Genomic DNA, 24,085 nt, shown 5'->3' on the forward strand with positions numbered 1-24,085 from the left:
CCAAGAAGCTCTTTTATAATGGGTTCAAAAGCATCTATTTTGGATTTGCGATTTCTAGTGGTGGGTTTAACATATCCATTTAAATATTTACCTACGGTACGTGGATCAACGCCAAGTTCTCTAGCTATCTGACTTTTGTTTACTTTCAAATTGTTTTCCTCCATAATTAACTTTAATTTATGAAGATCTTCTAACTTATTTATCTTTATTTCAGAATGAACATCTATATGTATAATCATAATTACCTCCAATTTAAATATTGATAATTATACTATACATATAATCAATTTGTACATTCTTAAATGATCACTTTCTTACATTCTTATCGTATCATTTATATGAGTAAGGGGGAATTGTAAATGGCCGATAGACAAGCATACTCAGATCCTACAGCTGCAAAGGCTGTTGGGAATGGAATAAAGGAATTTAAAAAGAAAAAAGTAATAAATAGTTGTTTTGCCTTAAGAAAAGGGAAATGCAGTGTGCTAAATGTTAAAAAATGTGATGAGCTAAGTTGCAGCTTTTATAAAACTAAGCAGCAGCTTCAGAAGGAAAAGCATTTGACTTTTAAGAGAATAAAAACTTTAGATAAAGATAAACAATTTAAAATTTCAGAAAGTTTTTATGGTGGCAAAATGCCTTGGTTAAAGGAGGAGATTTAGTATGACATCCAAAGAATATTTATCACAGGCATATCGTATAGACCAAAGAATTAATAGTAAATTGGAGCAGATAGTATCTTTAAGAGCATTAGCTACTAAAGCTACATCTACTTTAAGTGATACACCTCCAAGTGGAACTCGTAATGTGCATTCTATGGAGGATATAATTGTAAAAATAGTTGATTTGGAAAATGAAATAAATAGAGATATTGATACATTAGTTGATTTAAAGCGAGATATTATGGATGTTATTAAAAAAATTAATAATCCAGAACAACAAACCCTTTTAGAACTTAGATATCTCTGCTTTAAATCTTGGGAGCAAATAGCAGTAGAGATGGGGTACAGTATTCAAAATGCTTATAAAGTTCATGATAGAGCAATTGAAAATATAGCAGCTTTGAAAAGAGTAGAGTAAAGTTGATAGAAGTAGAGTATAAAAATATGATTTAGTTATAATTGGAGGATTAGAAAGATGAGTTATAAAGAAGCTTTACAAGATGGTATTAGAATTGAAAAGTGTGGCAGACAAAGCAGATATTATCCCCGCTGTATCTTTTGCGGCACGGAAGTAAAGTCATATAATTATATTCAACACTATAATTACATCTGTTCTGATTGCCGCAAGCTTAAAAATACTCTTATGAAAACAGGGATTTTTAAATTAAAAACAAAAAAGTAGAGTAAAGTTGATTGAATTAGAGTATTAAATGTTGTCTTATATAAAATAGAGAGATATTAGCAAAAAGCCATCACAGAAAAAACTGTGGTGGTTTTTCTTATGCAAAAACATAACTTGGGAGGACTGATGTATATGCCAGTAAAACCTAAACGACCCTGCAGTTATCCTGCCTGTCCTGAACTTACCTGTAGCAGATACTGTGAGAAACATCAAAAGGAGATAGATAAAAACTACAATAAAACCTGCAGACCTTACGGCTACCTTTATAATAGTAGTAGATGGAGAAGACTTAGGAAACAGTTTCTGCATAAACACCCACTGTGTAAAGAGTGTAAAAGAAAGGGGATTGTTACTGCCGCAACTGTAGTGGATCATATTAAACCTCATCAAGGTGATGAAAGGCTGTTCTGGGATGAGAGCAATTGGCAGAGTTTATGCAAAAGATGTCATGATAGGAAGACCGCTAAGGAAGATGGTAGATGGGGAAAGAAGGGAAGAGTCTACTCTTATTAAAGTTATCAACAATGCTGTGTTAATAACTTGTTGATAATCTGTTGATAATTCTTCGAGAAAGGGTAGGGGGGTATATTTCCTCACCACTTGAACCCCCCTACGTCGGGCGGCTCCCTTCGCACGAAATTTCGCAGAATTTGATAAGGGGGGTAGCATATATTTCATATAAAATCAGATGTAGCCATTGGAAAATCAGCAATCAAGCTGTTTTATATTTTGCAGATAAGTATCTGTAAAAAATCAGAAGTAAAAGCCTGTAAACCTTAAAAATACAAGGATTTATAGGCTTTTGATGTTTATATAAAAACTATTCAAAAATCAAGTTCAATGAGTGATTTTTAAATGTTTTTATGGCATTTTCTAAAGATTTTGCATTAATCTTATCGCAAAAAGGAAAGGAGGCATAAAGAAATTGACTAAGGTGGAAAAACAGCAGATTCATGAACTAAGGCTTAAAGGTTTAGGATATAAAGCAATAGCTGCAGTTCTTGGTTTATCAAGAGATTCAGTAAAAAGCTACTGTAAAAGGAATGGTCTTTGCGGTGATGTTTCTGTAGTAAGTTTGAACATTGAAGAGATGAAAAAGCAGAGTCTTGTATGCCTTCACTGTGGTAAGAAATTAAAACAAAAGAAAAAAGGGAGAGTAAGGAAATTCTGCTGTGAAGAATGCAGGAGAATCTGGTGGAAAAATAATCAAGATAAAAGAAACAGAAAGGATACAGCTGTTTATAAATATACCTGTGCCTATTGCCAGAAAGAGTTCAGCTCTTATGGAAATAAAAACAGAAAATACTGCAGTCACAGCTGCTATATAAAATCAAGGTTTGGGGAGGTTTAAGAAGATGCAGTTTAGGAAGTTAAAAATAGACAGCCTTATACCTGCTAAATATAATCCGAGAAAAGATTTAAAGCCGGGTGATAAGGAATATGAAAAGATAAAAAACAGTTTAACTGAATTTGGATATGTAGATCCCATTATTGTAAATTCAGACCTTACAATTATTGGCGGTCATCAAAGATGGAAGGTTTTAAAAAGCTTAGGCTATACAGAAGTTGATTGTGTTGTTATTGATATAGATAAAACAAAAGAAAAGGCTTTGAATGTGGCACTTAATAAGATAAGCGGAGAGTGGAATGAAGCACTTCTTGCTGAGCTTATTAAGGATTTGCAGAGTATAGATTATGATGTTTCCTTTACAGGTTTTGAACCGCCGGAGATAGAAGAACTGTTTAGCAATGTTCATGACAAGGAAATAAAAGAAGATGATTTTGATGTTGAAGATGCTTTAAAAGAACCTGTAATTTCAAAGCAGGGAGATTTGTGGCTGCTTGGAAGGCACAGACTGATTTGCGGGGACAGTACAAAAGCTGAAACATATGAAAAGTTAATGGATGGTAAAAAAGCTAATTTAGTGGTTACAGATCCTCCGTACGGTGTATGCTATGATGGAAGCCAAGGCACAATTAAAAATGATAATTTAAAGGATGACGAGTTTTATAAATTTCTTTTAGATGCATTTAAAAATATGGAAAACAATATGGCAGATGATGCTTCAATATATGTATTCCACGCAGATACTAAAGGACATATTTTTAGAAATGCTTTTCAGGATGCTAACTTTTATCTTTCAGGGGTGTGCCAGTGGGTAAAGCAATCCTTGGTATTAGGACGCAGTCCATATCAATGGAAACATGAACCCTGCCTATTTGGGTGGAAGAAAAAAGGCAGGCATAATTGGTATGCAGGTAGAAAAGAAACTACTGTATGGGAATTTGATAAACCTTCAAAGAGTAAGCTTCATAGCACAATGAAGCCAGTAGCTTTAATAGCGTATCCAATTAAAAATTCAAGCCTTACAAACTGTATAATTCTTGAGCCGTTCTCAGGAAGCGGAACTACAATGGTTGCCTGCGAGCAGACAGATAGGATTTGTTATGCCATTGAACTAGATGAAAAGTTTGTGGATGTTGCAGTAAAAAGATATATAGAGCAGGCTGGAACTGATGAAGAAGTATTTTTAGTTAGAGATGGAGTTAAAATTAAATATGCTGATATAAAAAAGGAAGGTTGTGATTAATATGACCTTCCTTGATTTCTTTGCAGGAATCGGCGGATTTCGATTAGGCTTAGAACTTGCAGGACATAAATGTATCGGATTTTGTGAAAAAGATAAATTTGCAGTAAAAAGCTATAGAGCTATGTTTGATACGGAAGGAGAGTGGTATGCAGATGACGTTACAAAACTTAAATCAGAAGACATACCCTATGCAGATATCTGGTGTTTTGGATTCCCATGTCAAGATATCTCAGTTGCAGGAAAACAAAGAGGACTCAGTGGAGAAAGAAGCGGCTTATATTTTAGAATTATTGACCTTATCAAAGGCAAAGAAGAAAAAGATAAACCCTCATACCTTCTTATTGAGAACGTTAAAAACCTGCTGTCAATTAATAACGGATGGGACTTTGCAGCCGTTCTCTCTGAGCTGGATGAAGCAGGGTATGATGCTCTCTGGCAGGTGCTTAACTCTAAAGACTTCGGAGTTCCCCAAAACCGAGAGCGGGTGTTCATTATTGCAAATCTTAGAACCAGAGGTAGACGAGAAATACTACCTATCACAGGAGAAAACACAGCAGCTCTTAAGCAAATTATAAGTGGCATGCAGGGATACAGAGTATATGATACCGAAGGTATAGCCTGCACACTTCAAAGCAGTGCCGGCGGAGCTGGTGCTAAAACTGGTCTTTATTGTATAGGTAATATTAACTCAAGCGGCAAAGGTATGAATGGAAATGTTTATTCATCAGAAGGAATTGCTCCAGCAGTTACAACTAATAAGGGCGAAGGAAGCAAAATCTTTATAGATCAGTCTTATACAAAGCCAAAGCTCACAGATACCTCAAGATGCATTACATCACGTTATACAGCAGGAGTGGTTAATAGAACCGCAATGAATAGTGCTGTTCTTGAAGCAAGGGCAGTTATAACTCCTGAAAGAGAAAATAAACGTCAGAATGGAAGGAGATTTAAAAATACAGATGAGCCAATGTTTACTTTAACAGGGCAGGACAGACATGGAGTTGCAGTTAAAGAAGCTACAAAAAAAGGTTATACTGAAGCTGAGATTGGAGACAGCATAAATATTTCAGTCCCTAATTCAAAAACAAGAAGAGGCAGAGTTGGAAAAGGTATATCAAATACTTTAGATACAGGATGTCAGATGGCTACATTGGACAAAAATTACCGTATTAGAAGGCTCACACCAAAGGAATGCTTCAGACTTCAAGGTTTTCCAGATGAATTATTTGAAAAAGCAAGGGCTGTAAATTCAGATGCTCAGCTTTACAAGCAGGCAGGTAATGCAGTAACTGTAAATGTTGCTTTTGCAGTAGCTGCAAGTTTACCATCAGATGACGAATAGAGTCGTCAAAATTATGTGTTTTATTTGATAGATATAACTGGCTATATACCGCTTTCAGAGGTAATATGTACACTACCAAAAGGTAATAAACACACTTTGAAAGGGGTAAAACAAAATGAAAGAAGAATTAAGAAGGCTTACCAAGGATGGAGAATTGAAATTTTACGATGGAACCAGAGAAGAAAACAGGGAAAAGGCTTTAAAGCTTTTAGAAACAGCACAAAAAAGCGGTTATCAAGGTTATAAGGTTTATTCAAACAGCTTTGGATACATTGTAAGATTGGAGGGTTAACCTTGAAAAGCCAAAGATTTGGAATAGAAATTGAACTTACAGGTATTACAAGAGCTGCTGCTTCAAAAGCAGTAGCGGCTTTTTTTAAAAGCGAAGCACAACATGCAGGCGGGAGATATGATGAGTATCACATCAAAGACTTTAATGAAAGAATATGGAAAGTAGTTCAGGACGGCAGTATAGAACCTCAAAAGAAAGTTGAAGGAGAAATTGTTTCAGCATCAGATATTTATAAAGTTGAGATTGTAAGTCCGGTTCTTGTTTATGAAGATATTCAGACTCTGCAGGAATTAGTGAGAAAACTTAGAAAGACAGGGGCTTTTGCCAATAAAAGCTGTGGAATACATATACATGTTGATGGAGCAAATCATACACCTGTAAGTCTAAAAAATCTTATAAATTTAATAGCCAGCAAGGAAGATTTAATTTATAAAGCTCTTGATATTGAAACTTCAAGGATCAGATATTGTAAAAAGGTAAACGAAAATCTTCTTAACACCATAAATAAAAAGAAACCTGAAACTCTTGAAGAGCTTGCTGAAGTTTGGTATGAAGGCTACAGCAGAGAATCAAGAAGAAAACACTACCATCCAACAAGATATTATGGTCTTAACCTTCACAGTATATTTGATAAAGGAACGGTAGAGTTTCGGCTTTTCAATGGAACAACTCATGCAGGCAAAATAAAAGCATATATTCAATTTTGTCTTGCAGTGAGTCATCAGGCAATAACTCAAAGAAGTGCCAGTGCAAAAAGAACTAAAACCGATAATGAAAAATATACTTTCAGATGCTGGATGTTAAGACTTGGACTTATAGGCGAAGAGTTTGAAACTTGCAGGTATCATTTCTTAGCAAACCTTGAAGGCAACTCGGCATGGAGACATGCAGCTTAAATATTGTATATTGGAGGAGAAAATTAATGCTGTATTTTGCTTATGGTTCAAACCTTAATAAGGTTCAAATGAAAAAAAGATGTCCTGATTCAGTTCCGATTATTAAAGTAAAGCTGAAGGGATATAAATTAGTTTTTAACACGGCAGCAGATATTATTGAAAGTGCTGATGGTGTAGTTTATGGAGCTGTTTATAAAGTTTCAGATAAAGATATCAAAAATCTTGATATATATGAAGGGTATCCAAGACTATACAGAAAAATAAACGTAAAAGCAGAAGATGAGAATGGTAAAATTTATGAAGCTTTTGCTTATGTAATGAATAAAAAAGGAAAAGGAAAACCCTCAGATATGTATTACAGTATTATAAAGAAAGGCTTTAAGGATTGGAATTTGCCGCTTGAAAGTCTCAAAGAAGCAAAATTAAAAAGCTTCAAGTAAAGAGATAATATTTACTAAAAGAAAATGTTTATTCAATAACAGATATTGACAAAATACAACAATATTTTGTGCTATACTGTTAAAAAGCTGGGGGTGAGGGGAATGCTTAAGTTGTATGAGAAGTTAAAACGAGAAAAGAAAAAGTTAGAAGATATGATTGAAATGGGACATGAAAATCTTACAAATGAACAGATACTTAAGCAAAGCGAAACTTTAGACAAGCTTATAGCGGCTTATCAAAAATTAAACATGCAGGATTTTAAACATAAAGAATAAAATTTATCCCATAGGTAAAAAGAAATATGCAATTTCAAGAGCTTACTTTTGTAGGCTCTTTTTATATATAAAATCAAAGATTGGAGGTGATACCTATGGCTCAAAGGGGAAGAAAACCAAAACCAACAGCATTAAAAATACTTGAAGGAAATCCAGGGAAAAGACCACTTAATGAAGATGAACCAAAACCTGAGAAAAAAGCACCTAAATGTCCAGGCTGGCTTGATGCTGAAGCTAAAAAAGAGTGGAGGAGAATGTCAAAGCAGCTTGAGGCAATGGGAATACTTACAGAAATAGATATGGCAGCCTTTGCAGGATATTGTCAAGCCTATGCAAGGTGGAAGGAAGCAGAAGAATTTATAACTAAACATGGAACTATTGTAAAAACACCATCGGGATACTGGCAGCAGGTGCCACAGGTATCTATCGCTCAAACCTACCTTAAAATCATGAACAGATTCTGCGAACAGTTTGGACTTACTCCATCAGCAAGAAGCAGAATAGTCACTGACAATATAAATGATGAAGAAGATCCAATGGAACTTATACTTTATAAAGGAGGCAGTAAGAGTGTATGATGAAGCAAAAGCACAGCATGCCGTAAACTTTATTAACTGCTTAAAGCATACAAAGGGTCAGTGGCGTGGTGTTCCTTTTGATCTTCTGCCTTGGCAGGATAAAATTATAAGGGATATATTCGGAACAGTAAAAGAAAATGGATACAGGCAGTATAATACTGCTTATGTTGAAATTCCTAAGAAAAATGGAAAACAGTTAGCCCTTGATACTCCGATTCCAACACCTGATGGATGGACTACAATGGGGGAAATAAAAGCAGGAGATAAGGTAATTGATGAAAAGGGAAGACCTTGTAATGTTGTTGCAATAAGTGAAATTGATGATACGGAGCAGGCATATAAAATAAATTTTAGAGATGGAACAAGTATAGTAGCTGGAGAAAGGCATCTATGGAAGGTTCAAGTTACTAATAATGGCAGAAGAGAAAAACTATTAACAACAGGAGAAATGTATCAAAAGCAGTTTAAAACTAAAAGTAAAGAAAATAGAGCATTATTTCGCATCCCAATAGCGGATGCTTTTATTTTGCCTGAAAATAAACTTCCTATAGATCCGTATCTATTTGGGTACTGGATAGGAAATGGTAATGCTGTAAAGCCTGAAATAACTGTAATGAGAGATGATGTTGACGAAGTTATTAAAAATATACCATATAAACTTCATAATAGATATAAGCAGGAGGGTAACAGCGATATTTTAGTATATAAAGAACTTAAAAGTATATTAGTTAAAAACTTTAGGGAAAAAAGGATACCTATTGAATATTTAAGAGCATCAGCTCAGCAAAGAAAAAGATTATTACAAGGGTTAATAGATTCTGATGGATGTGTAAGCACTGCTAAAAGCCAGGCAATATATGTGACAATTCTTTTTGAACTTGCCAAGGATGTTCAGGATTTATTATGGTCATTGGGAATAAAGAATACGTTAAAAACAGCTCCATCAGCTAGATATGGAATTGAAACAGGTGAAATATGTTATTTAATAAAGTTTACTGCTTTTAATGACTTAGAAGTATCAGGATTAGATAGAAAGCTTAAAAGAGGCAGAGAAAGAAATATTAAAACAAGATCACATTTTCATTATATAAAGTCTATTGAAAAAACAGGAAAGACAAAAATGAGATGTATTCAGGTTGACAGCCCATCAAGATTATATTTAGCAGGTAAATCCATGATTCCTACACATAATAGCGAGCTTGCTGCTGCAGTTGCTCTTTATATGACCTGCGGAGATGGAGAATGGGGAGCTGAAGTTTACGGCTGTGCTGCAGACAGACAACAGGCTTCTATCGTTTTTGATGTAGCTGTTGAAATGGTAGAACAGTGTCCTGCTCTTAAGAAAAGAATTAAACCTGTTCTTTCTGTAAAAAGATTGATATATAAGCCTACAAACAGCTTTTATCAGGTATTATCTGCTGAAGCTTATTCAAAACATGGACTTAATGTTCATGGAGTTGTAATGGATGAACTTCATGCTCAGCCTAACAGGGATTTATATGATGTTATGACTAAAGGAAGTGGTGATGCAAGATTGCAGCCGCTGTTTTTTCTTATAACCACAGCCGGAACAGATAGAAATTCTATATGCTATGAAGTACATCAAAAGGCAGTAGATATATTAGAAGGAAGAAAAATCGATCCAACATTTTATCCTGTTATTTATGGAATAGATGACAATGACGATTGGACATTAGAGAAAAACTGGTATAAAGCAAACCCTTCTCTTGGGCATACCATAGATATAGAAAAAGTGAGAAATGCCTTTAACAGTGCAAAAGAAAATCCTGCTGAAGAAAATATATTCCGTCAGCTTAGATTAAATCAATGGGTGAAGCAGTCCACAAGATGGATGCAGATGGACAAGTGGGATGAGTGTGCTTTTAAAGTTGATATAGATAGTTTAAAAGGAAGAGAGTGTTATGGGGGACTTGACCTTTCAAGTACCACAGATATCACAGCCTTTGTTTTAGTATTTCCTCCAAGAACATCAGATGAAAAATATATTGTTCTTCCTCACTTTTGGATACCAGAGGATAATTTAAATTTAAGAGTAAGACGAGATCATGTACCTTATGATATTTGGAAAAAGCAGGGATACTTAAAAACTACTGAAGGAAATGTAGTTCATTATGGCTATATAGAAACCTTTATTGAAGAGCTTGGGAAAAAATATAACATAAAAGAAATCGCCTTTGACCGCTGGGGGGCCGTGCAGATGGTACAGAACCTTGAGGGAATGGGATTTACAGTTGTACCTTTTGGGCAGGGGTATAAGGATATGTCTCCTCCTACAAAGGAGCTTATGAAAATTACTCTTGAAAAGAAAATAGCCCATGGAGGACATCCTGTTTTAAGGTGGATGATGGATAATATTTATGTAAAAACTGATCCGGCAGGTAATATAAAGCCTGACAAAGAAAAGTCTACTGAAAAGATAGATGGTGCTGTAGCACTTATTATGGCACTTGATAGATCCATAAGACATGAAAATAAAGAAAGTGTCTATGAAAAAAGAGGAATGAGAAGTTTTCTTGATTAGGAGGTGGTGCTTTGAAACTAAAAGATAGAATGAAATTATTTATGACTCCACAAAATGCCTTGTTTGAAGTCCTTCAGAAATATTCGGAGGATTTTTTAAATGGTGAAGAAGTTGTAAAAGATAATTTTAAAATAGATACAGCATCCGCTATGAGTTTTTCTGCAGTTTTTGCCTGCAATAGAGTTCTTTCTGAAACCTTGGCAAGCTGTCCTATAATGCTTTATGAAAAAGATGATAAAGGAAACAGAAGGCAGGTTACAGACACTGCTGAATATGGTGTACTTCATTATGCACCAAATGCAGAAATGACACCAGTGCAGTTTAAAGAGTTTGGTATGACAAATATAAACCTTGGGGGAAACTTTATAGCACAAAAGGTTTTTAATATGCATGGAGAGCTTTTAGAACTTAGACCAATAGCATGGGACAGAGTAAGAATTGATATAGATAAATCTACAGGAAGGCTTCTTTATTATATTGATGGAAAGCAAGAGCCTAAAACAAGAGATGAAATATTTCATATTCCGGGACTTACTTTAGACGGGTATATAGGAATAACACCTCTTAGTTATGCGGCACTTACTATTGATATTGGATTATCTCAGGACACCTTTGAAAGAAATTTTTATCATAACAGGGCTTCAACCAGCGGTATTTTTCAGTATCCTAACGAGCTTTCAGATGAAGCATTTCAAAGGCTTAAAAAGGATATAAAAAAGAATTATACAGGACTTTCTAATGCAGGTGTTCCAATGATTCTTGAAGGCGGCGGTCAGTTTAAGGAAATAACCATGAAGCTTACAGATGCACAGTTTTTAGAATCCAAAAGATTCAGAATTGAAGATGTGTGCAGAATTTTCAGAGTACCACTTCATCTGGTGCAGGATTTAACAAGATCCACAAATAACAATATTGAACATCAGAGCTTAGAGTTTATTGTTTACACTATGCTGCCGTGGTTTAAAAAATGGGAAGAAAATTTAAATCTTCAGCTTTTATCAAAAGAATCAAGAAGAAAAAACAGATATTTTGAATTTAATATCAGTGGACTACTCCGTGGAGATATTAAATCAAGATATGAAGCCTATGCACAAGGAAGACAGTGGGGATGGCTTTCTGTTAATGATATTAGAAGGCTTGAAAATATGAATCCTGTAGAAGGAGGAGATATTTATATACAACCATTAAATTGCATTGATGCAACTATGGCAAATGATTATTTTAAAAAGCAAGATGATACTAAAAACAAAATGGTTAATGAAATTTCAGATATTTTAAAACGAGGATAATTGGCTCTATGTTACATGGAGTTTTTTTAAAATACACAAATTCAGATATTAATGAAGGGAAGTGATAAAATGTCATTTTGGAATTTTAAAAATATCGAAGAAAATGAGGAGGAGATAGATCTTAGAATTGATGGTGACATTGTCATGGATGATGACTTTTGGTCCATGCTATTTGGAAATGACAATGTAACTCCAAAGGGTTTTATGTCAGAACTTAATAAATATAAAGGCAAAGATATAAATGTTTGGATTAATTCTTATGGAGGTGATGTCTATGCAGCTTCAAGAATTTACACAGCTTTAAAGGAGCATAATGGAAAAGTTAAAGTTAAAATTGATGGTGTAGCAATTTCAGCAGCTTCAGTTATAGCTATGGCAGGAGATGAAATACTTATGTCTCCAACATCAATAATAATGCTACACAACCCCTGGGGAACTTTTCAAGGTGAAGCTAAGGATTTAAGGCATGGAGCTGATGTGCTAGATGAAGTAAAGGAAACTATAATTAATGCCTATCAGCTTAAAACAGGCAAATCAAGAGCAAAAATATCTCAGATGATGGATGAGGAAACTTGGATGAGTGCAAAAAAAGCTGTAGCTGAAGGATTTGCAGATGGAATGCTTTATGAAAAGAATAAAGAAGAGCCATTGGAAAATTCTTTTATGTTCAGCAGGTTTGCTATTCAAAATAGTGTTAATAACAGGACTAGAGATTTTATAAAACAGTATAATCAAAGGTTTAAAGAAACCTATAAAGATGAAGAAAAAATAAAATTATTAAAAGCAAAACTTGCCTTAGAGTGTGAACTTTAGGGCTTTTATTATTTTGAAAGGAAGGTAATGTATATGTCAGAAAAAATGAAAGAATTATTAGCTCAGTTATCAAATTTAGAAACAGAATCTAAAAATCTAATAAATAAAGAGGATGTTACAGCTGAAGAAATTAATGCAAAGCTTTCTGAAATTAAGGCTTTAAAAGCTAAAATTGAAGCACAAAAAGAAATAGATGCATTAAATGCAGAAAGAGAAAAACAGGCTAAGACACCAGTGAATGAACCAATATATGCTCAGCCAAAGAATCACAATGAAAAGAAGTGGAAGTGCATGGGAGAATTTTTAAGTGCTGTTGCAAAGGCTTCATCCCCAGGTGGAAGGATGGACAACAGATTAACTTACCAGAACTCAGCAACAGGACTTAATGAAAGCATAGCTTCAGAAGGAGGATTTTTACTTGAAAATGAGTTTATAAATGACTTATTTGAATCCATGATGGCACAAAGTCAGGTGGCAAACAGAATAAGAATGATTCCTATAGGAGCTAATACCAATAGGCTTAGAGCCCTTGGAATTGACGAAAATAGCAGAGCAAACGGAAGTAGATGGGGTGGAGTTCAAGCTTACTGGGTAGCTGAAGCAGAAACAGCAGCTCAAAGCAAGCCAAAGTTTAGGGAAATTGAAATGTCACTTCAAAAGCTTTTAGCACTTTGCTATGTAACCGATGACCTTTTACAAGATACTACAGCACTTGAAGCTATAGTAAGGCAAGCTTATGCAGATGAAATGAGTTTTAAAATAGATGATGCAATCATTAATGGTACTGGTGTTGGAATGCCCCTTGGAATATTAAACTCTGATGCATTAGTTACAGTACCCAAGGAAAAAGATCAAGGAGCAGGAACAATTAAGTATGAAAATATACTTAAAATGTGGAGTTCAATGCCTGCAAGACTTAGAGCAAATGCAGTATGGTATATAAATCAAGAGATAGAACCACAGCTTTACACTATGGCTCTTAATATTGGAGCTGGTGGAGCACCTGTGTTTATGCCTTCCGGTGGAGCTGCAGCATCACAGTACAGTACCTTACTTAATAGACCAATTATTCCAATAGAGCAGTGCTCCCCTCTTGGTAAAAAAGGAGATATTATTTTAGCAGATCCAACACAGTACATTGGAATAGATAAAAAAGGTTTAACTTCTGATGTATCTATCCATGTAAGATTTTTATATGATGAGCAGGTATTCAGATTCATCTATAAATTTAATGGAATGCCGTATAAGAATAAGCCAATTATGCCTTACAAGGGTGCAAATCCACTAAGTCCTTTTGTAACTTTAGCAGATAGGTAGGAGGTAAAAATTATGTTTATTGAAAAATATAAAGTAATACAGATCATTTCACCAAAGACAACAAATGAAGGTATAGAAAGCAGATATGTAAATTTAAAAAATGCAGTAAATGCTGTAGTAATTGTAAATCTTACTCAAGCAGCAGCTCATGAAACACAAATATCCATATATCAGGCAAAAGATACACAAGGAACAGATTCAAAGGCATTAATCAGCAGTGTACCAGTATGGGCAAATGAGAATACGACTGCAGATACTTTATTAAAAACAGATGGAGCAGGATATACAGTAGAAGAAACAGCAGGAAATAAGCAGATTGTTTTTCAAATAGATCCTGCAAAGCTTGATATAAATGAAGGATTTACTTGTATCGGAATTAAAATCGGGGCAAGTTCTCAAGCAGCTAATTTTGCAAGTGCAGATGTTATTATAGACAGCAGATACAGCAGTTAAATCAAGGAGCCTTAGTGCTCCTTTTCTTTTGGGGTGATAAGATGGCAATCAAAATAATAAATCCACCAATAGTTGAACCCATAACTTTAGAAGAAGCAAAACAGCATTTAAGAGTAGATGGTAATGATGATGATTTGCTAATACAAAGTCTTATAAAGCAGGCAAGGGAATGGTGTGAAAACTTTCAAAATAGAAAATATATAACTCAGACATTAGAGTTTGTTTTGGATACTTTCCCTAATGGTAATGCTATAGTTTTTGATAGCTGCTCACCGATACAAAAGGTGGAAAGTATAAAATATTATGATGAGAATAGACAGGAGTATTTATTTGATGAAAGTAATTATATTTTTGATTTAGATGGCTTTGTAAATAGAGTTGTTTTAAATAGAGGAAAGCATTGGCCTACAGTAGAACTTCAGTCAGTAAATGCAGTAAGAGTAAGATTAATTGCAGGCTATGGAGATAGTGGAGATAAAGTGCCTGAAGCAATAAAGTGGGCAATGATACTTCAAATGAAGCTTTTATATGATGACTACAGACCAGAGGAAAAAACAAAGTTAGAGGAAGCAAGAAATGCTCTTCTTTCTATGAACAGGGTGATTCCAATATGAAGGCTGAAGATTTAAGACATAGAATAAAATTGCAGAAAAATACAGTTCAAACAGATGATAATGGCTTTGAAACTGAAACTTGGACAGATTTTAAAGAGTTATGGGCGGCTGTTACAAATCTTCATGGCAGAGAATACTTTGAAGCAGCAGCTGTTCATGCCGAAAATACTGTTAAATTTACTATACGGTATGTACCAAATATTGAAACAACAATGAGGATTTTATTTAAAGGAAAGCAGTACAATATAACTTCAATTGATAACATAAAATATGCCAATAAATTCATAGAAATCAAGGCTATGGAGGTTGATATCAGTGGCTAGAATAGAACTTGAAGGAATGCAGGAGCTTATAGACAGGGTAAACAAGCTGGGTGCAAGAGGAGATGTAATAAAGAAAAGAGCACTTGATAAAGCAGGGAATTTAGTGAAAACTAGCATGGAAAAAAATGCTCCAAGGTCAAACAAGACAAAAAGACATATGGCAGATAATATAAAGGTTTCGGATATTGAAAAAGAAAACGGCGTAGATTTTATTGAGATAGGTCCTAATAAAGGAGATAATTCAGAGTTCTTTTATTCAAAATTTACTGAATTTGGTACAAGTAAAATTCCTGCACAGCATTGGGCAGAGAACTCTGTCCTTGAGAATAAAAGAGAGATAAATAATATTATAAAGGAAGAACTGCAAAGGGGACTTGAGGAATGATAAATAAGTTGATTATGGATACATTGAAACCTCTTAGAATTCCAGTAGCTTTTCAAAAGTATAGTGGAAAAACAGAAACCTATATTACTTTTCATGAGTATTTAACTGCAGGTGAAGAGTATGAGGATGATGAAGAAGCTTTGACAGCACATTATATCCAAGTAGATGTGTGGTCAAAGGCTGATTATACAGATATAGTTAAAAATATAAAAGAACTTTTGCTTAAAGCAGGGTTCAAAAGATTAAATGAAATAGACCTTTATGAAGAAGATACAAAAATCTATCATAAAGGCTTTAAATTTTATTATTTAGAGGAAGGTGAATAAGTATGGCAAGACAGATAGGGCTTAGAGATATTCATATAGCTGTTTTAACAAAGGATGACAGTACTGGTGTTACTTACAGCACTCCGGAAAAGTTAGAAAGAGCAATAAGTGCTAAACTTTCTCCAAAATCAAATTCAGAAAATATTTATTCAGATGATACTGTAGAAGATATAATAACTGCTTTTGAAGGTGTGGATGTAGAAATTGAAGTAAATCAGCTATCAATTACAAGCAGGGCAAAACTGCAGGGATCAAAGGTTGTAAAGGGTATATTAGTAGAAAACAAGGATGATATGCCTCCAACTATAGCACTTGGTTTTAAATCTAAGAAAAATAACGGGAAGTACAGGTATGTATGGCTTTTAAAAGGAAAGTTTGAACTTGCAACAGATGAATATGATACTGAAGCAGAAAAGCCAAAGGCTCAGAGTGCTAAGCTTAAAGGCAAGTTTTATTCAAGGGACTTTGATGGTAATTATAGATTTATTGCAGATGAGGATGCTGAAGGGGTAGATGCAACAATTATTAGTTCGTGGTTTACTGCTGTTCCTGAAGAGCCTGTAGTAACAGCATAAAATATTACATGAAGCTAATTTAACTGTAAGGAAATGTTTGTTATAATAAAATATGTAGTTAGTATACCGTTGTAGAATGTTTTGAAGTAATGATATTTACTTAACTAAAAGATAAAATAATAATTCAAAGGGGGATAAAATGGAATTAAAAACTGTAAAATATAATTATTGTAATCTAGTTTCTAATAAACAAGATATACAAAAATTTAAAGAAGAAATTTCGGTTTCAAATATCATATACTTATTTTATAATAATTCTGAATGTTTATATATTGGAGAAACAGGTACTTCATTAAACGATAGATGTTATAAGCATACTCCAAAAGAGTCGGACAAACCTTGGTTTAAAGAAGGTAATTTAATTCATATTATAAAGTTAGATGAAAAAATTGATATTATTGCTAGACAAGCACTTGAATCCTCTTTTATCTTAGCATATCGTCCTAAATACAATAAAAAAGGCTGATAAATTTACAATTTTATTATTGAGTTAATCTAAAGGTTGGTGAAGAGATGGAACTTAATATGAGTATAAATGAGATACTTAAAAATAAAAGTATTAAGGTGATTGAAGTTCCTAAATGGGGGACTTTTTTACGAAAGCAATGGGAGAATGTTTTTGCAAATCATTTGAGTCATAATGAAAAGAAAGAAATTTTTATGTACGATGACGATGGTTTTTGTGGATATTTATGGCATGTATTCAGCTTCGAAAAAAGAGTTTGTTTGAAAGAGCAAGAAGCAGAAACGGCTTTTAATAATGAACGGAAAAATTCCTGTTATATTTTTTACCAACATACAGATGATGTTTTTATTGTTGAAGAGGCAGCTAACTTGAATGCAAATGATTTGTTGAATGAATTTGATGTTTATGTTGTAGACAAAGAATTTAACTGGACTTATGTAAAAACACACGAAACTGGGTGGTGCGGTCCTTATTTTAGTTATAGAGATACAAAAGCTTAAGTAATTATTTTGATACATAGTTAAGAACAATATTTATACTAATGTATCAACATTAAAGTATTTTTAATTAGCAGGGAAATAAGCATCCCTGTTTTTTTATACCCAAAATCCAGAAAGGAGCTGATTATATGAAAGCATCAGAACTGAAAAATAAAGGTATTAAAATTACTATAGGAAACAAAGAGTATGAACTTAAATTTGATATGAATACATTCTGTGAATTAGAAGAGATCTATGGAGATATCAATGAAGCTTTTGAAGATTTACAGAATAGAAAACTAAAGGCAATAAGAGCACTTATTTATTCAGCAATTAAGGCTGCAGATGAAAGTGTAACCTTAAAAGAAGTAGGAAAAATGTTAACTTTAAGTGATATGGAGAAATTAGGCACTGCAATTAATGAAGCATTGGTAATAGCAATGCCAGAAGTAACTGAAAACATGGGGGAATAGAAAGCCACACTGATTCCGAAGGTTGGGATTGGGAGTGGCTTTTCTATTTAGGAACAAACCTTTTAAAAATGACAGAGGAGCAATTTTGGCACAGTACACCTAAGAAGTTACAAGCGCTTTTTAATGTATACAAGAGAGTAAATGGAATTGAGGAAGAAGAGGAGCTTGATTATATAGATAACATTATTTTCTAGCAGGGAGGTGAGATGATGGCAAGAGATGCAAATACCGTAGTTGCAAGGGTAGGACTTGATGATAGAGGTTTTCAAGAAGGTGTAGCAAAAATTCAAAGAAGTCTAAAGGTTGTTCAAAGTGAATTTGCAGCAGCTTCTTCTAAGCTTGGTGATTTTGGCAAATCTGAAGAAGGACTAAGACTTAAATCAGATACCTTAAATAAACAGATAGAACTTCAGAAGGATAAAGTTGCGGCATTAGAAAAAGCATATCAAAAGAGTGTAGAAACAAAGGGTGAAGATGCAAAGGCTACTGAAAATCTTAAAATTAAGCTTAATTATGCTACAGCAGAACTAAATAAAATGGAGAATGAGCTGAAAGAGGCAACAAGAGAACTTAAGGAAAAAAGCTCGGCTTGGTATAAGCTGTCTGAAAGCATGAATAGTGCAGGAGAAAAGATGAAATCTGTAGGAGATAAGATGTCTTCTATAGGAAGTAAGCTTTCTACTGCTGTAACACTTCCTTTAGTTGGAATAGGAACTGCTGCAACAAAAATGGCTATGGATGCAGTGGAATCTGAAAATCTCTTTGAAGTAGCTATGGGTTCAATGGCAGGCGATGCAAGAAAGTGGTCAGAAGAAACCTCAAAAGCTCTAGGACTCAATGCTTTCAATGTAAGAAAAAATGTAGCAACTTATAATGCCATGCTTACCTCTATGGGGTTAACTTCACAAGAGTCATTAAAGATGTCAGAAGGATTAACTCAGCTTTCCTATGATATGGCTTCTTTCTATAACTTAAAACCAGAAGAGGCATTTGAGAAATTAAAATCTGGTATTAGTGGAGAGGCAGAACCACTTAAAGCTTTAGGTATATTAGTTAATGATAATACAATTAAAACCTATGCTTATTCTCATGGAATTGCAAAGCAGGGTGAACAGCTTACTGAAGCACAAAAGGTTCAAGCAAGGTATGGTGCTATAATGGAAGCTACAAAAAATGCTCAAGGTGACCTTGCAAGAACTATGGATTCACCAACCAATAAGCTTAGAGTTATGAAAGAGCAAACACAGCAGCTTGGCATTCAGTTTGGACAACTTTTAATTCCTATACTTGAAAAACTAATGAACACTATAAAACCTCTTTTAGATAAGTTCCAAGGGCTATCAAAGGAACAGCAAGAAACAATTATTAAAATCGGATTAGTAGTTGCAGCAATAGGTCCAGTAATCATGATTATAGGTAAGGTAATAAGTATTGCAGGAACTCTTTCTACTGTAATTGGAACAGTGAGTGGAGCAATGGCAGCAGCAGGTGGTGCATCTGGAGCCTTAGGAGCTGCTTTTGCAGCAATAACTGGTCCAGTTGGCATTGCAGTAGCGGCTATTACAGGTCTTATTGCTATTTTTGTAGCCTTATACAAAAATAATGAGGACTTTAGGAATTCAGTAAATACAGTATGGAATGGAGTTAAAGCTTTAATAAGTGGTGTCATTGAAAGCTTAAAGGCTATGTTTCAAGCCTTTATTACCTTAGCAAATCAAATATGGAAAAAGTATGGTGATGATTTTGTAAAGATAATAACAACTGCTTTTAATTTAGTAGCAACTATTGTAAATACCACACTTAAAGCCATTCAAGATGTTATAAAAATAGTTACCAGTGCAATAAAAGGTGATTGGAAGGGTGTATGGGAAGGAATAAAAAATCTTACCTCTGACTTATGGAATGGAATAAAGAATGTGATAAAATCAGCCATTGATTTAGTTAAAGGAACTATAAAAACAGAATTTGAATTTATCAAAGGCATAATCTTAGGAATATGGAATGGCATTAAAGGAATAACTTCAGCAGTTTGGAATGAGATAAAATCAGCTATTGAAAATCCAATAAATGCAGCAAAGAATGCTGTAGGTAATGCTATAAATGCAATTAAAGGATTTTTCAGCAATCTACATTTACCAGAAATAAAAATACCTAAAATAAAACTTCCTCATTTTAGTATTGAGGGAGAGTTTAGTTTGAAACCTCCAAGTGTACCTTACCTAGGTGTAGATTGGTATGCGAAGGGTGGTATATTTAATAGACCTAGTATAATCGGTGTCGGTGAAGCAGGAACTGAAGCTGTACTTCCAATAGATAGATTAGATGATCTTATGGCAAGAGCTATTGAAAAAGCAAAAGGAAACAGCGGTGGAGGATTAACACTTCATATAGAAAATTTCATTAACAATACAGAAAAAGATATAGAGCAGCTTGCCTATGAACTTGAATTTTACAGGCAGAGAGTTTCAATGGGAAGGGGTGGTGCTTAATGCTTAGTTTTAATTTTGGTGGGAAAAATAGCTATAATGACTTTGGAATAATAATAGCCAAAAGACCATCTCTTCCTTCACCTAAAAGAAGAGTATCTTATATCGATATTCCAGGAAGGGATTCAAATCTAAGATATGATGAAGGTACTTTTGAAGATATAACAATTGCAGTAGAATGTAGTATTAAAGGCAATAACATAGCTGAAAAGCTAGATAATATAAAGGCATGGCTTTTTTCAGCAGGAGAAAGTGATTTAATATTTAGTTTTCAAGATGATAAAAAATATAAAGCACAAGTAGTTAATGCTATAGATTTTAAACAAGTATTCAAATACACATCTGTTTTTCCAATTATATTTAATTGCAGACCCTTTAAATACGCTGTGCAGAATAACATATTTACTATTACTGAAAATGGAGCTTCAATAATAAATCCAGGTACACTAAAAAGTGAACCAATAATATCAGTTTATGGTTCTGGGAAGGTAAGCATTAAGGTTAATGAAACTACTGTAACCTTGAATGATATAACAGGAAAAATCATATTAGATTCAGTTTTGCAAGATGCCTATAATGATGGAGGAGATAACTTAAATAGTAAGGTAAACGGTGAGTTCATAACCTTAAAAACAGGCTCTAATAAATTTGAGTGGACTGGAAGTGTTTCTAAAATAGAAGTAGTTCCAAATTGGCGGTGGTTATAATGCTTTATGTATATGATAAGAAAACGACAAGAGGAAATTTTGAAAACAATGGCCTTGCTGTTTTAGATGAATGCCTTATGGCTGAGATAAATCAAGAGTTAAATGGAGATTATAGTTTAGAAATTGAATACCCTGCTCAATCTAAAAAAGCACAGTATTTAGAGGAACTCAATATTATTAAAGCTGATGGACAGCTTTTTAGAATATATAAAGTAGAGAGAACACAGGATAAAATAAGTAAAGTTAAGGTATGGGCAAGACATATATTTTACGATCTTGCTTTTTATTTTATAGAATCAGCAAAGGTGCTTAATGCAAATATGAAAGAAGCTCTTGAAGCAAGCATACCTCCGGAACTTCAAGGGCTATTTTTATTTAAGGCATTAGAAGAGAATATAGCACCTTTTGCTGTTAAAGAGGTTAATGCAGTAGATGCTGTTTTTAGACTTATTGAAATTTATGGCGGAGAACTTTTTAGAGATAATTTCAATATAGAGATAAGAGAGTCCATTGGTGAAAATAACGGTATCCTAATAAAATACGGTAAAAACATAAAAGGAATGAAGGTTATAGAGGATACCAGTGAACTTGCTACAAGGATATATGCAGTAGGAGCAAATAATTTATTGCTACCAGAAAGATATATAGAAGTACAAGGTGAAAGAGCAAAGCTTCTACCTTATCCTATAACTAAAAAGGTTGAATTTAAAGAATGTAAGGATGTAGAAAGTCTTAGAGCTAAAGCTACAGAGGCATCAGAAAAGGTTTCTACTCCTAAGATATTTATAACTATTGATTTTATGGAACTTAGTAAAACTGAGGAGTATAAAAACTATAGTCATCTGACTAAAGTAAGTGTTGGTGATTTTGTAAAGGTAAGAAATGAAAAGATAGCTGTAACTACTGATTTAAGAGTAATAAAGAAAAAGATAGATTTAATTAATCCTATAAATACAAAGATAGAGCTTGGAGATCCTTTAAACACAATTATTGAAAAGCTTGATACAAGTAAGCTTTTAGAGGAAATAAACAGTGCAATAAGCGGAACTTTAAGCAGTGTAATAATCAAGAAAAACAGTGATACGCTCACTATCAGTACAAGCAGTTATCCTGCTATGATAGTTGGAATAACTGCAAAGGCAGATACAAATTTAAATTGTAATATCACTATGACTGGGAAGGCAAGTGTAGACTGCACCTTAACAATTCTGTTTTCCTTAGATGGAAAGTACTACGATTTTAAACCAATTCAAAAATTAGCATCAGGAGATAATGTTATAGGGCTACCGCTTCCAATGCCGCAGGTTACGGCAGGAGACCATACTTTTATGGTAGAGATGAAGGTTTCAAACGGAACATTTACCATTGAAAAGAATAACCTGCAGGTAAGTATTGAGGGAAGAGATCTTGAAGGTGGACTTAGTGCAAGTATACCAAGGGCAGAGATTGTTTATACTTTCCTTTATAATCTGTTCAATATCAAGATTGGAACATACAGTTTTAATACAGGACACAGCTTTAGTCATTATTTAGACAACAATGTGAGTGGAGTAGATAGCTATAGTATTGAGAATTTCAATACAAGATTTAATATTGCTGCTATATCTCATGGAAACCCAAAGTTAATCTTGAATGTAATGGGAATTATAGAAGAATTTAATAACAGTAAATCAAGCAGCTATGCTTTTGATGCCGACTGGGTTGAGTTCAGTTCTGACTACGATAAAAACAAAGATGGAACCTATGACTTTTATAATAGAGCTGCTATAAAAGAACCTGTTTTAAAAAGAGAAGGCGGATATATACAGGACTTAGGAAATGGCGTAATTTATGCTGCAAATGTGCCGGATACAACACTTTATAAGGATTTGATTGCAATAAATGCATATCTTAAGCAAAGTTAGGGGGAGAGGATAATGCCAGTTATAAATCAAATGTCACTTCCAAAGGGAAATGCAGGTATGACACTTTATGGTACAAGAAATGATGATAGTACAGTAACTCTTCCTGACATTGGTTTTAACTTTAATTACAATGGTTTAGCCATAAGACAGCTTTACACAAGCGGTAATACCTGGGTAGGCTTTGGGGGAGCATCAGAACATCTTTGTATTAACAGAAGAGATGCCAGCTATAATAATCTTTATTATGCCAGTGAAGTAGAATACAGCACAAAGCTTTTCAGGATAAGGTTTGAAGGAAACAGTTCATACAGCAGCTGGGGTAGTAATGACCTAATCTGGGAACTTTCTATTTTTGAAACTGGAGTAATAAGGCTTGTTGTTGAGAAGATACCTAATAACGGCACAAATAGTTTTGTAAATCCAAATGTAGGCACTCAATCATTGGCATTAACAGCGGGAAAATCATATATTTTCACTCCATCAGACCCACTGGGTAAAAATTACATAGTGCAGGAAGGTTCATATATTCCATGTATAACAAAATTTCTTATGGTGGATAATGAAGGAGTGAAAAACTATCAAGGTAGTACATGGGTTAAAATTGGAGATTTACCTCTTACAGAAGAAATGTTTAAAACCTACGGCGTTGATACTCTTCCTGCTTCCATGGCAGGACTTTCAGGCACTTCACCTGCTCTTTATATCTATACTGATAATCCAGATGTTAAGGCAAATAAAAATAGCAATAGATTCTTTATTGAAAAGACAGTAACAAGTAAGCCAAAGGTAATTATTCAAAACTATGATTTTAACATACATGATGGGAAAAGCATAAATAAACTTGAAGCAATTGTTCAGTACACAAAGAAAGATTCAAACCTAAATGACGTTACAACCAATGGAAAGATAAGAATAGCCTTAAGTGTTGATTCGGGATTAAGCTGGCTTACCTATAATATAAATACTTCAAGCTTTGAAAGTATTGATATTACAGATTCTGCCACATTTTTTGCAAATGGGATAAATCCTACAATACTTACAAGCTTAGATTATGCAGCTTTAAACGCAATGATTGCTCAAGACAGAAAACTTAGATTTGCTTATATTTTAGATAAACCAACATTAAATGATGTGTGTAAATTAAGAAAGATCAAAATTCTTTACAACTGAGGGG

At 33.9% G+C, this 24,085-nt stretch carries 31 protein-coding genes; 30 read left to right on the forward strand and 1 reads right to left on the reverse strand.

The annotated features are described in order from the left end of the window. Nucleotides 1–239: helix-turn-helix domain-containing protein (locus tag B5D11_RS07890; protein WP_143327684.1), on the reverse strand; the 239-nt coding region annotated here is incomplete at its 3' end. Between the two features lie 120 nt (nt 240–359). On the opposite strand from B5D11_RS07890, the gene B5D11_RS07895 reads away from it, so the two are divergent. The 30 genes from B5D11_RS07895 (at nt 360) to B5D11_RS08030 (ending at nt 24,081) form a co-directional block, all read left to right on the forward strand. Further along, nucleotides 360–662, forward strand: coding sequence for a hypothetical protein (locus tag B5D11_RS07895; protein ID WP_078682508.1), 303 nt, complete (start codon nt 360–362; stop codon nt 660–662). 1 nt (nt 663) lies between these two features. Further along, nucleotides 664–1,080, forward strand: a complete 417-nt coding sequence (locus tag B5D11_RS07900; RefSeq protein WP_078682509.1) for a DUF1492 domain-containing protein — start codon at nt 664–666, stop codon at nt 1,078–1,080. A gap of 57 nt (nt 1,081–1,137) precedes the next feature. Next, nucleotides 1,138–1,344, forward strand: coding sequence for a hypothetical protein (locus B5D11_RS07905; protein ID WP_078682510.1), 207 nt, complete (start codon nt 1,138–1,140; stop codon nt 1,342–1,344). A gap of 132 nt (nt 1,345–1,476) precedes the next feature. Further along, entirely contained in the window at nt 1,477–1,857 is a 381-nt protein-coding gene (locus B5D11_RS07910; RefSeq protein WP_078682604.1) for an HNH endonuclease, read from the forward strand. A gap of 412 nt (nt 1,858–2,269) precedes the next feature. Continuing rightward, a complete protein-coding gene (locus tag B5D11_RS07915; RefSeq protein ID WP_078682511.1) occupies nt 2,270–2,695 on the forward strand; it encodes an RNA polymerase subunit sigma-70 in 426 nt (141 codons plus the stop codon). 4 nt (nt 2,696–2,699) lie between these two features. Continuing rightward, nucleotides 2,700–3,935, forward strand: a complete 1,236-nt coding sequence (locus tag B5D11_RS07920; RefSeq protein WP_078682512.1) for a site-specific DNA-methyltransferase — start codon at nt 2,700–2,702, stop codon at nt 3,933–3,935. A gap of 1 nt (nt 3,936) precedes the next feature. Further along, entirely contained in the window at nt 3,937–5,277 is a 1,341-nt protein-coding gene (gene dcm / locus B5D11_RS07925) for a DNA cytosine methyltransferase (RefSeq protein ID WP_347476834.1), read from the forward strand. Nucleotides 5,278–5,392: 115 nt separating this feature from the next. Beyond that, entirely contained in the window at nt 5,393–5,569 is a 177-nt protein-coding gene (locus B5D11_RS12660; RefSeq protein WP_180376979.1) for a hypothetical protein, read from the forward strand. A gap of 2 nt (nt 5,570–5,571) precedes the next feature. After that, a complete protein-coding gene (locus tag B5D11_RS07930) occupies nt 5,572–6,465 on the forward strand; it encodes an amidoligase family protein (protein ID WP_078682514.1) in 894 nt (297 codons plus the stop codon). Nucleotides 6,466–6,491: 26 nt separating this feature from the next. Further along, entirely contained in the window at nt 6,492–6,905 is a 414-nt protein-coding gene (locus B5D11_RS07935) for a gamma-glutamylcyclotransferase family protein (protein ID WP_078682515.1), read from the forward strand. Nucleotides 6,906–7,007: 102 nt separating this feature from the next. After that, a complete protein-coding gene (locus tag B5D11_RS07940) occupies nt 7,008–7,181 on the forward strand; it encodes a Spo0E family sporulation regulatory protein-aspartic acid phosphatase (RefSeq protein WP_078682516.1) in 174 nt (57 codons plus the stop codon). 95 nt (nt 7,182–7,276) lie between these two features. Further along, nucleotides 7,277–7,759, forward strand: coding sequence for a phage terminase small subunit P27 family (locus B5D11_RS07945; RefSeq protein ID WP_011838224.1), 483 nt, complete (start codon nt 7,277–7,279; stop codon nt 7,757–7,759). Then, complete coding sequence (locus B5D11_RS07950; protein WP_011838223.1) at nt 7,752–10,301, forward strand: terminase TerL endonuclease subunit; 2,550 nt, start codon at nt 7,752–7,754, stop codon at nt 10,299–10,301. The genes B5D11_RS07945 and B5D11_RS07950 overlap by 8 nt, the downstream gene beginning before the upstream one ends. Nucleotides 10,302–10,312: 11 nt before the next feature. Then, nucleotides 10,313–11,590: a phage portal protein gene (locus B5D11_RS07955; RefSeq protein WP_078682517.1), complete on the forward strand. Its 1,278-nt coding sequence runs from the start codon at nt 10,313–10,315 to the stop codon at nt 11,588–11,590. 69 nt (nt 11,591–11,659) lie between these two features. Beyond that, on the forward strand, nt 11,660–12,403 hold the full coding sequence (locus B5D11_RS07960; RefSeq protein WP_078682518.1) for a head maturation protease, ClpP-related: 744 nt from the start codon (nt 11,660–11,662) through the stop codon (nt 12,401–12,403). A gap of 33 nt (nt 12,404–12,436) precedes the next feature. Beyond that, nucleotides 12,437–13,720 (forward strand): phage major capsid protein, encoded by a 1,284-nt coding sequence (locus B5D11_RS07965; RefSeq protein WP_242942256.1) that lies wholly within the window; start codon nt 12,437–12,439, stop codon nt 13,718–13,720. 12 nt (nt 13,721–13,732) lie between these two features. Beyond that, complete coding sequence (locus tag B5D11_RS07970; protein ID WP_011838219.1) at nt 13,733–14,173, forward strand: hypothetical protein; 441 nt, start codon at nt 13,733–13,735, stop codon at nt 14,171–14,173. Between the two features lie 41 nt (nt 14,174–14,214). Continuing rightward, nucleotides 14,215–14,787 carry a head-tail connector protein gene (locus B5D11_RS07975; RefSeq protein WP_011838218.1) on the forward strand — a complete coding sequence of 191 codons (573 nt, stop codon included), beginning with the start codon at nt 14,215–14,217 and terminating at the stop codon, nt 14,785–14,787. After that, nucleotides 14,784–15,110, forward strand: coding sequence for a phage head closure protein (locus B5D11_RS07980; RefSeq protein ID WP_011838217.1), 327 nt, complete (start codon nt 14,784–14,786; stop codon nt 15,108–15,110). The genes B5D11_RS07975 and B5D11_RS07980 overlap by 4 nt, the downstream gene beginning before the upstream one ends. After that, nucleotides 15,103–15,495 carry an HK97-gp10 family putative phage morphogenesis protein gene (locus tag B5D11_RS07985; protein ID WP_011838216.1) on the forward strand — a complete coding sequence of 131 codons (393 nt, stop codon included), beginning with the start codon at nt 15,103–15,105 and terminating at the stop codon, nt 15,493–15,495. The genes B5D11_RS07980 and B5D11_RS07985 overlap by 8 nt, the downstream gene beginning before the upstream one ends. Next, the gene (locus tag B5D11_RS07990) at nt 15,492–15,821 is read left to right on the forward strand and encodes a hypothetical protein (protein WP_078682520.1); all 330 of its coding nucleotides are present in this window, start codon (nt 15,492–15,494) and stop codon (nt 15,819–15,821) included. The genes B5D11_RS07985 and B5D11_RS07990 overlap by 4 nt, the downstream gene beginning before the upstream one ends. Before the next feature lie 2 nt (nt 15,822–15,823). After that, a complete protein-coding gene (locus tag B5D11_RS07995) occupies nt 15,824–16,396 on the forward strand; it encodes a major tail protein (RefSeq protein WP_011838214.1) in 573 nt (190 codons plus the stop codon). A gap of 139 nt (nt 16,397–16,535) precedes the next feature. Continuing rightward, on the forward strand, nt 16,536–16,862 hold the full coding sequence (locus B5D11_RS08000) for a GIY-YIG nuclease family protein (RefSeq protein ID WP_035381361.1): 327 nt from the start codon (nt 16,536–16,538) through the stop codon (nt 16,860–16,862). A 47-nt stretch (nt 16,863–16,909) separates the two neighbouring features. Then, nucleotides 16,910–17,362, forward strand: a complete 453-nt coding sequence (locus B5D11_RS08005) for a DUF4275 family protein (protein ID WP_011838213.1) — start codon at nt 16,910–16,912, stop codon at nt 17,360–17,362. A 128-nt stretch (nt 17,363–17,490) separates the two neighbouring features. Then, entirely contained in the window at nt 17,491–17,814 is a 324-nt protein-coding gene (locus B5D11_RS08010; protein ID WP_011838212.1) for a hypothetical protein, read from the forward strand. 68 nt (nt 17,815–17,882) lie between these two features. After that, a complete protein-coding gene (locus B5D11_RS12950) occupies nt 17,883–18,008 on the forward strand; it encodes a hypothetical protein (RefSeq protein WP_278244916.1) in 126 nt (41 codons plus the stop codon). A gap of 15 nt (nt 18,009–18,023) precedes the next feature. Continuing rightward, nucleotides 18,024–20,303, forward strand: coding sequence for a phage tail tape measure protein (locus B5D11_RS08015; RefSeq protein ID WP_078682521.1), 2,280 nt, complete (start codon nt 18,024–18,026; stop codon nt 20,301–20,303). Next, the gene (locus tag B5D11_RS08020; RefSeq protein WP_078682522.1) at nt 20,303–21,007 is read left to right on the forward strand and encodes a distal tail protein Dit; all 705 of its coding nucleotides are present in this window, start codon (nt 20,303–20,305) and stop codon (nt 21,005–21,007) included. Before B5D11_RS08015 ends, B5D11_RS08020 begins: the two co-directional genes overlap by 1 nt. Beyond that, on the forward strand, nt 21,007–22,911 hold the full coding sequence (locus tag B5D11_RS08025) for a phage tail spike protein (protein ID WP_078682523.1): 1,905 nt from the start codon (nt 21,007–21,009) through the stop codon (nt 22,909–22,911). Before B5D11_RS08020 ends, B5D11_RS08025 begins: the two co-directional genes overlap by 1 nt. Nucleotides 22,912–22,923: 12 nt before the next feature. After that, a complete protein-coding gene (locus B5D11_RS08030) occupies nt 22,924–24,081 on the forward strand; it encodes a hypothetical protein (protein WP_078682524.1) in 1,158 nt (385 codons plus the stop codon). Nucleotides 24,082–24,085: the final 4 nt, after the last annotated feature.

It is taken from the genome of Clostridium sp. USBA 49, from assembly GCF_900167505.1.
Lineage (GTDB): Bacteria > Bacillota > Clostridia > Clostridiales > Clostridiaceae > Clostridium_AT > Clostridium_AT prolinivorans.

What these genes read in the sequence shown, in the direction of transcription:
- B5D11_RS07895 (WP_078682508.1), top strand. Translation starts at nt 360, where the DNA reads ATGGCCGATAGACAAGCATACTCAGATCCTACAGCTGCAAAGGCTGTT.
- B5D11_RS07900 (WP_078682509.1), top strand. Translation starts at nt 664, where the DNA reads ATGACATCCAAAGAATATTTATCACAGGCATATCGTATAGACCAAAGA.
- B5D11_RS07905 (WP_078682510.1), top strand. Translation starts at nt 1,138, where the DNA reads ATGAGTTATAAAGAAGCTTTACAAGATGGTATTAGAATTGAAAAGTGT.
- B5D11_RS07910 (WP_078682604.1), top strand. Translation starts at nt 1,477, where the DNA reads ATGCCAGTAAAACCTAAACGACCCTGCAGTTATCCTGCCTGTCCTGAA.
- B5D11_RS07920 (WP_078682512.1), top strand. Translation starts at nt 2,700, where the DNA reads ATGCAGTTTAGGAAGTTAAAAATAGACAGCCTTATACCTGCTAAATAT.
- dcm (WP_347476834.1), top strand. Translation starts at nt 3,937, where the DNA reads ATGACCTTCCTTGATTTCTTTGCAGGAATCGGCGGATTTCGATTAGGC.
- B5D11_RS12660 (WP_180376979.1), top strand. Translation starts at nt 5,393, where the DNA reads ATGAAAGAAGAATTAAGAAGGCTTACCAAGGATGGAGAATTGAAATTT.
- B5D11_RS07935 (WP_078682515.1), top strand. Translation starts at nt 6,492, where the DNA reads ATGCTGTATTTTGCTTATGGTTCAAACCTTAATAAGGTTCAAATGAAA.
- B5D11_RS07940 (WP_078682516.1), top strand. Translation starts at nt 7,008, where the DNA reads ATGCTTAAGTTGTATGAGAAGTTAAAACGAGAAAAGAAAAAGTTAGAA.
- B5D11_RS07945 (WP_011838224.1), top strand. Translation starts at nt 7,277, where the DNA reads ATGGCTCAAAGGGGAAGAAAACCAAAACCAACAGCATTAAAAATACTT.
- B5D11_RS07960 (WP_078682518.1), top strand. Translation starts at nt 11,660, where the DNA reads ATGTCATTTTGGAATTTTAAAAATATCGAAGAAAATGAGGAGGAGATA.
- B5D11_RS07965 (WP_242942256.1), top strand. Translation starts at nt 12,437, where the DNA reads ATGTCAGAAAAAATGAAAGAATTATTAGCTCAGTTATCAAATTTAGAA.
- B5D11_RS07970 (WP_011838219.1), top strand. Translation starts at nt 13,733, where the DNA reads ATGTTTATTGAAAAATATAAAGTAATACAGATCATTTCACCAAAGACA.
- B5D11_RS07975 (WP_011838218.1), top strand. Translation starts at nt 14,215, where the DNA reads ATGGCAATCAAAATAATAAATCCACCAATAGTTGAACCCATAACTTTA.
- B5D11_RS07980 (WP_011838217.1), top strand. Translation starts at nt 14,784, where the DNA reads ATGAAGGCTGAAGATTTAAGACATAGAATAAAATTGCAGAAAAATACA.
- B5D11_RS07990 (WP_078682520.1), top strand. Translation starts at nt 15,492, where the DNA reads ATGATAAATAAGTTGATTATGGATACATTGAAACCTCTTAGAATTCCA.
- B5D11_RS07995 (WP_011838214.1), top strand. Translation starts at nt 15,824, where the DNA reads ATGGCAAGACAGATAGGGCTTAGAGATATTCATATAGCTGTTTTAACA.
- B5D11_RS08000 (WP_035381361.1), top strand. Translation starts at nt 16,536, where the DNA reads ATGGAATTAAAAACTGTAAAATATAATTATTGTAATCTAGTTTCTAAT.
- B5D11_RS08005 (WP_011838213.1), top strand. Translation starts at nt 16,910, where the DNA reads ATGGAACTTAATATGAGTATAAATGAGATACTTAAAAATAAAAGTATT.
- B5D11_RS08010 (WP_011838212.1), top strand. Translation starts at nt 17,491, where the DNA reads ATGAAAGCATCAGAACTGAAAAATAAAGGTATTAAAATTACTATAGGA.
- B5D11_RS12950 (WP_278244916.1), top strand. Translation starts at nt 17,883, where the DNA reads ATGACAGAGGAGCAATTTTGGCACAGTACACCTAAGAAGTTACAAGCG.
- B5D11_RS08015 (WP_078682521.1), top strand. Translation starts at nt 18,024, where the DNA reads ATGGCAAGAGATGCAAATACCGTAGTTGCAAGGGTAGGACTTGATGAT.
- B5D11_RS08020 (WP_078682522.1), top strand. Translation starts at nt 20,303, where the DNA reads ATGCTTAGTTTTAATTTTGGTGGGAAAAATAGCTATAATGACTTTGGA.
- B5D11_RS08025 (WP_078682523.1), top strand. Translation starts at nt 21,007, where the DNA reads ATGCTTTATGTATATGATAAGAAAACGACAAGAGGAAATTTTGAAAAC.
- B5D11_RS08030 (WP_078682524.1), top strand. Translation starts at nt 22,924, where the DNA reads ATGCCAGTTATAAATCAAATGTCACTTCCAAAGGGAAATGCAGGTATG.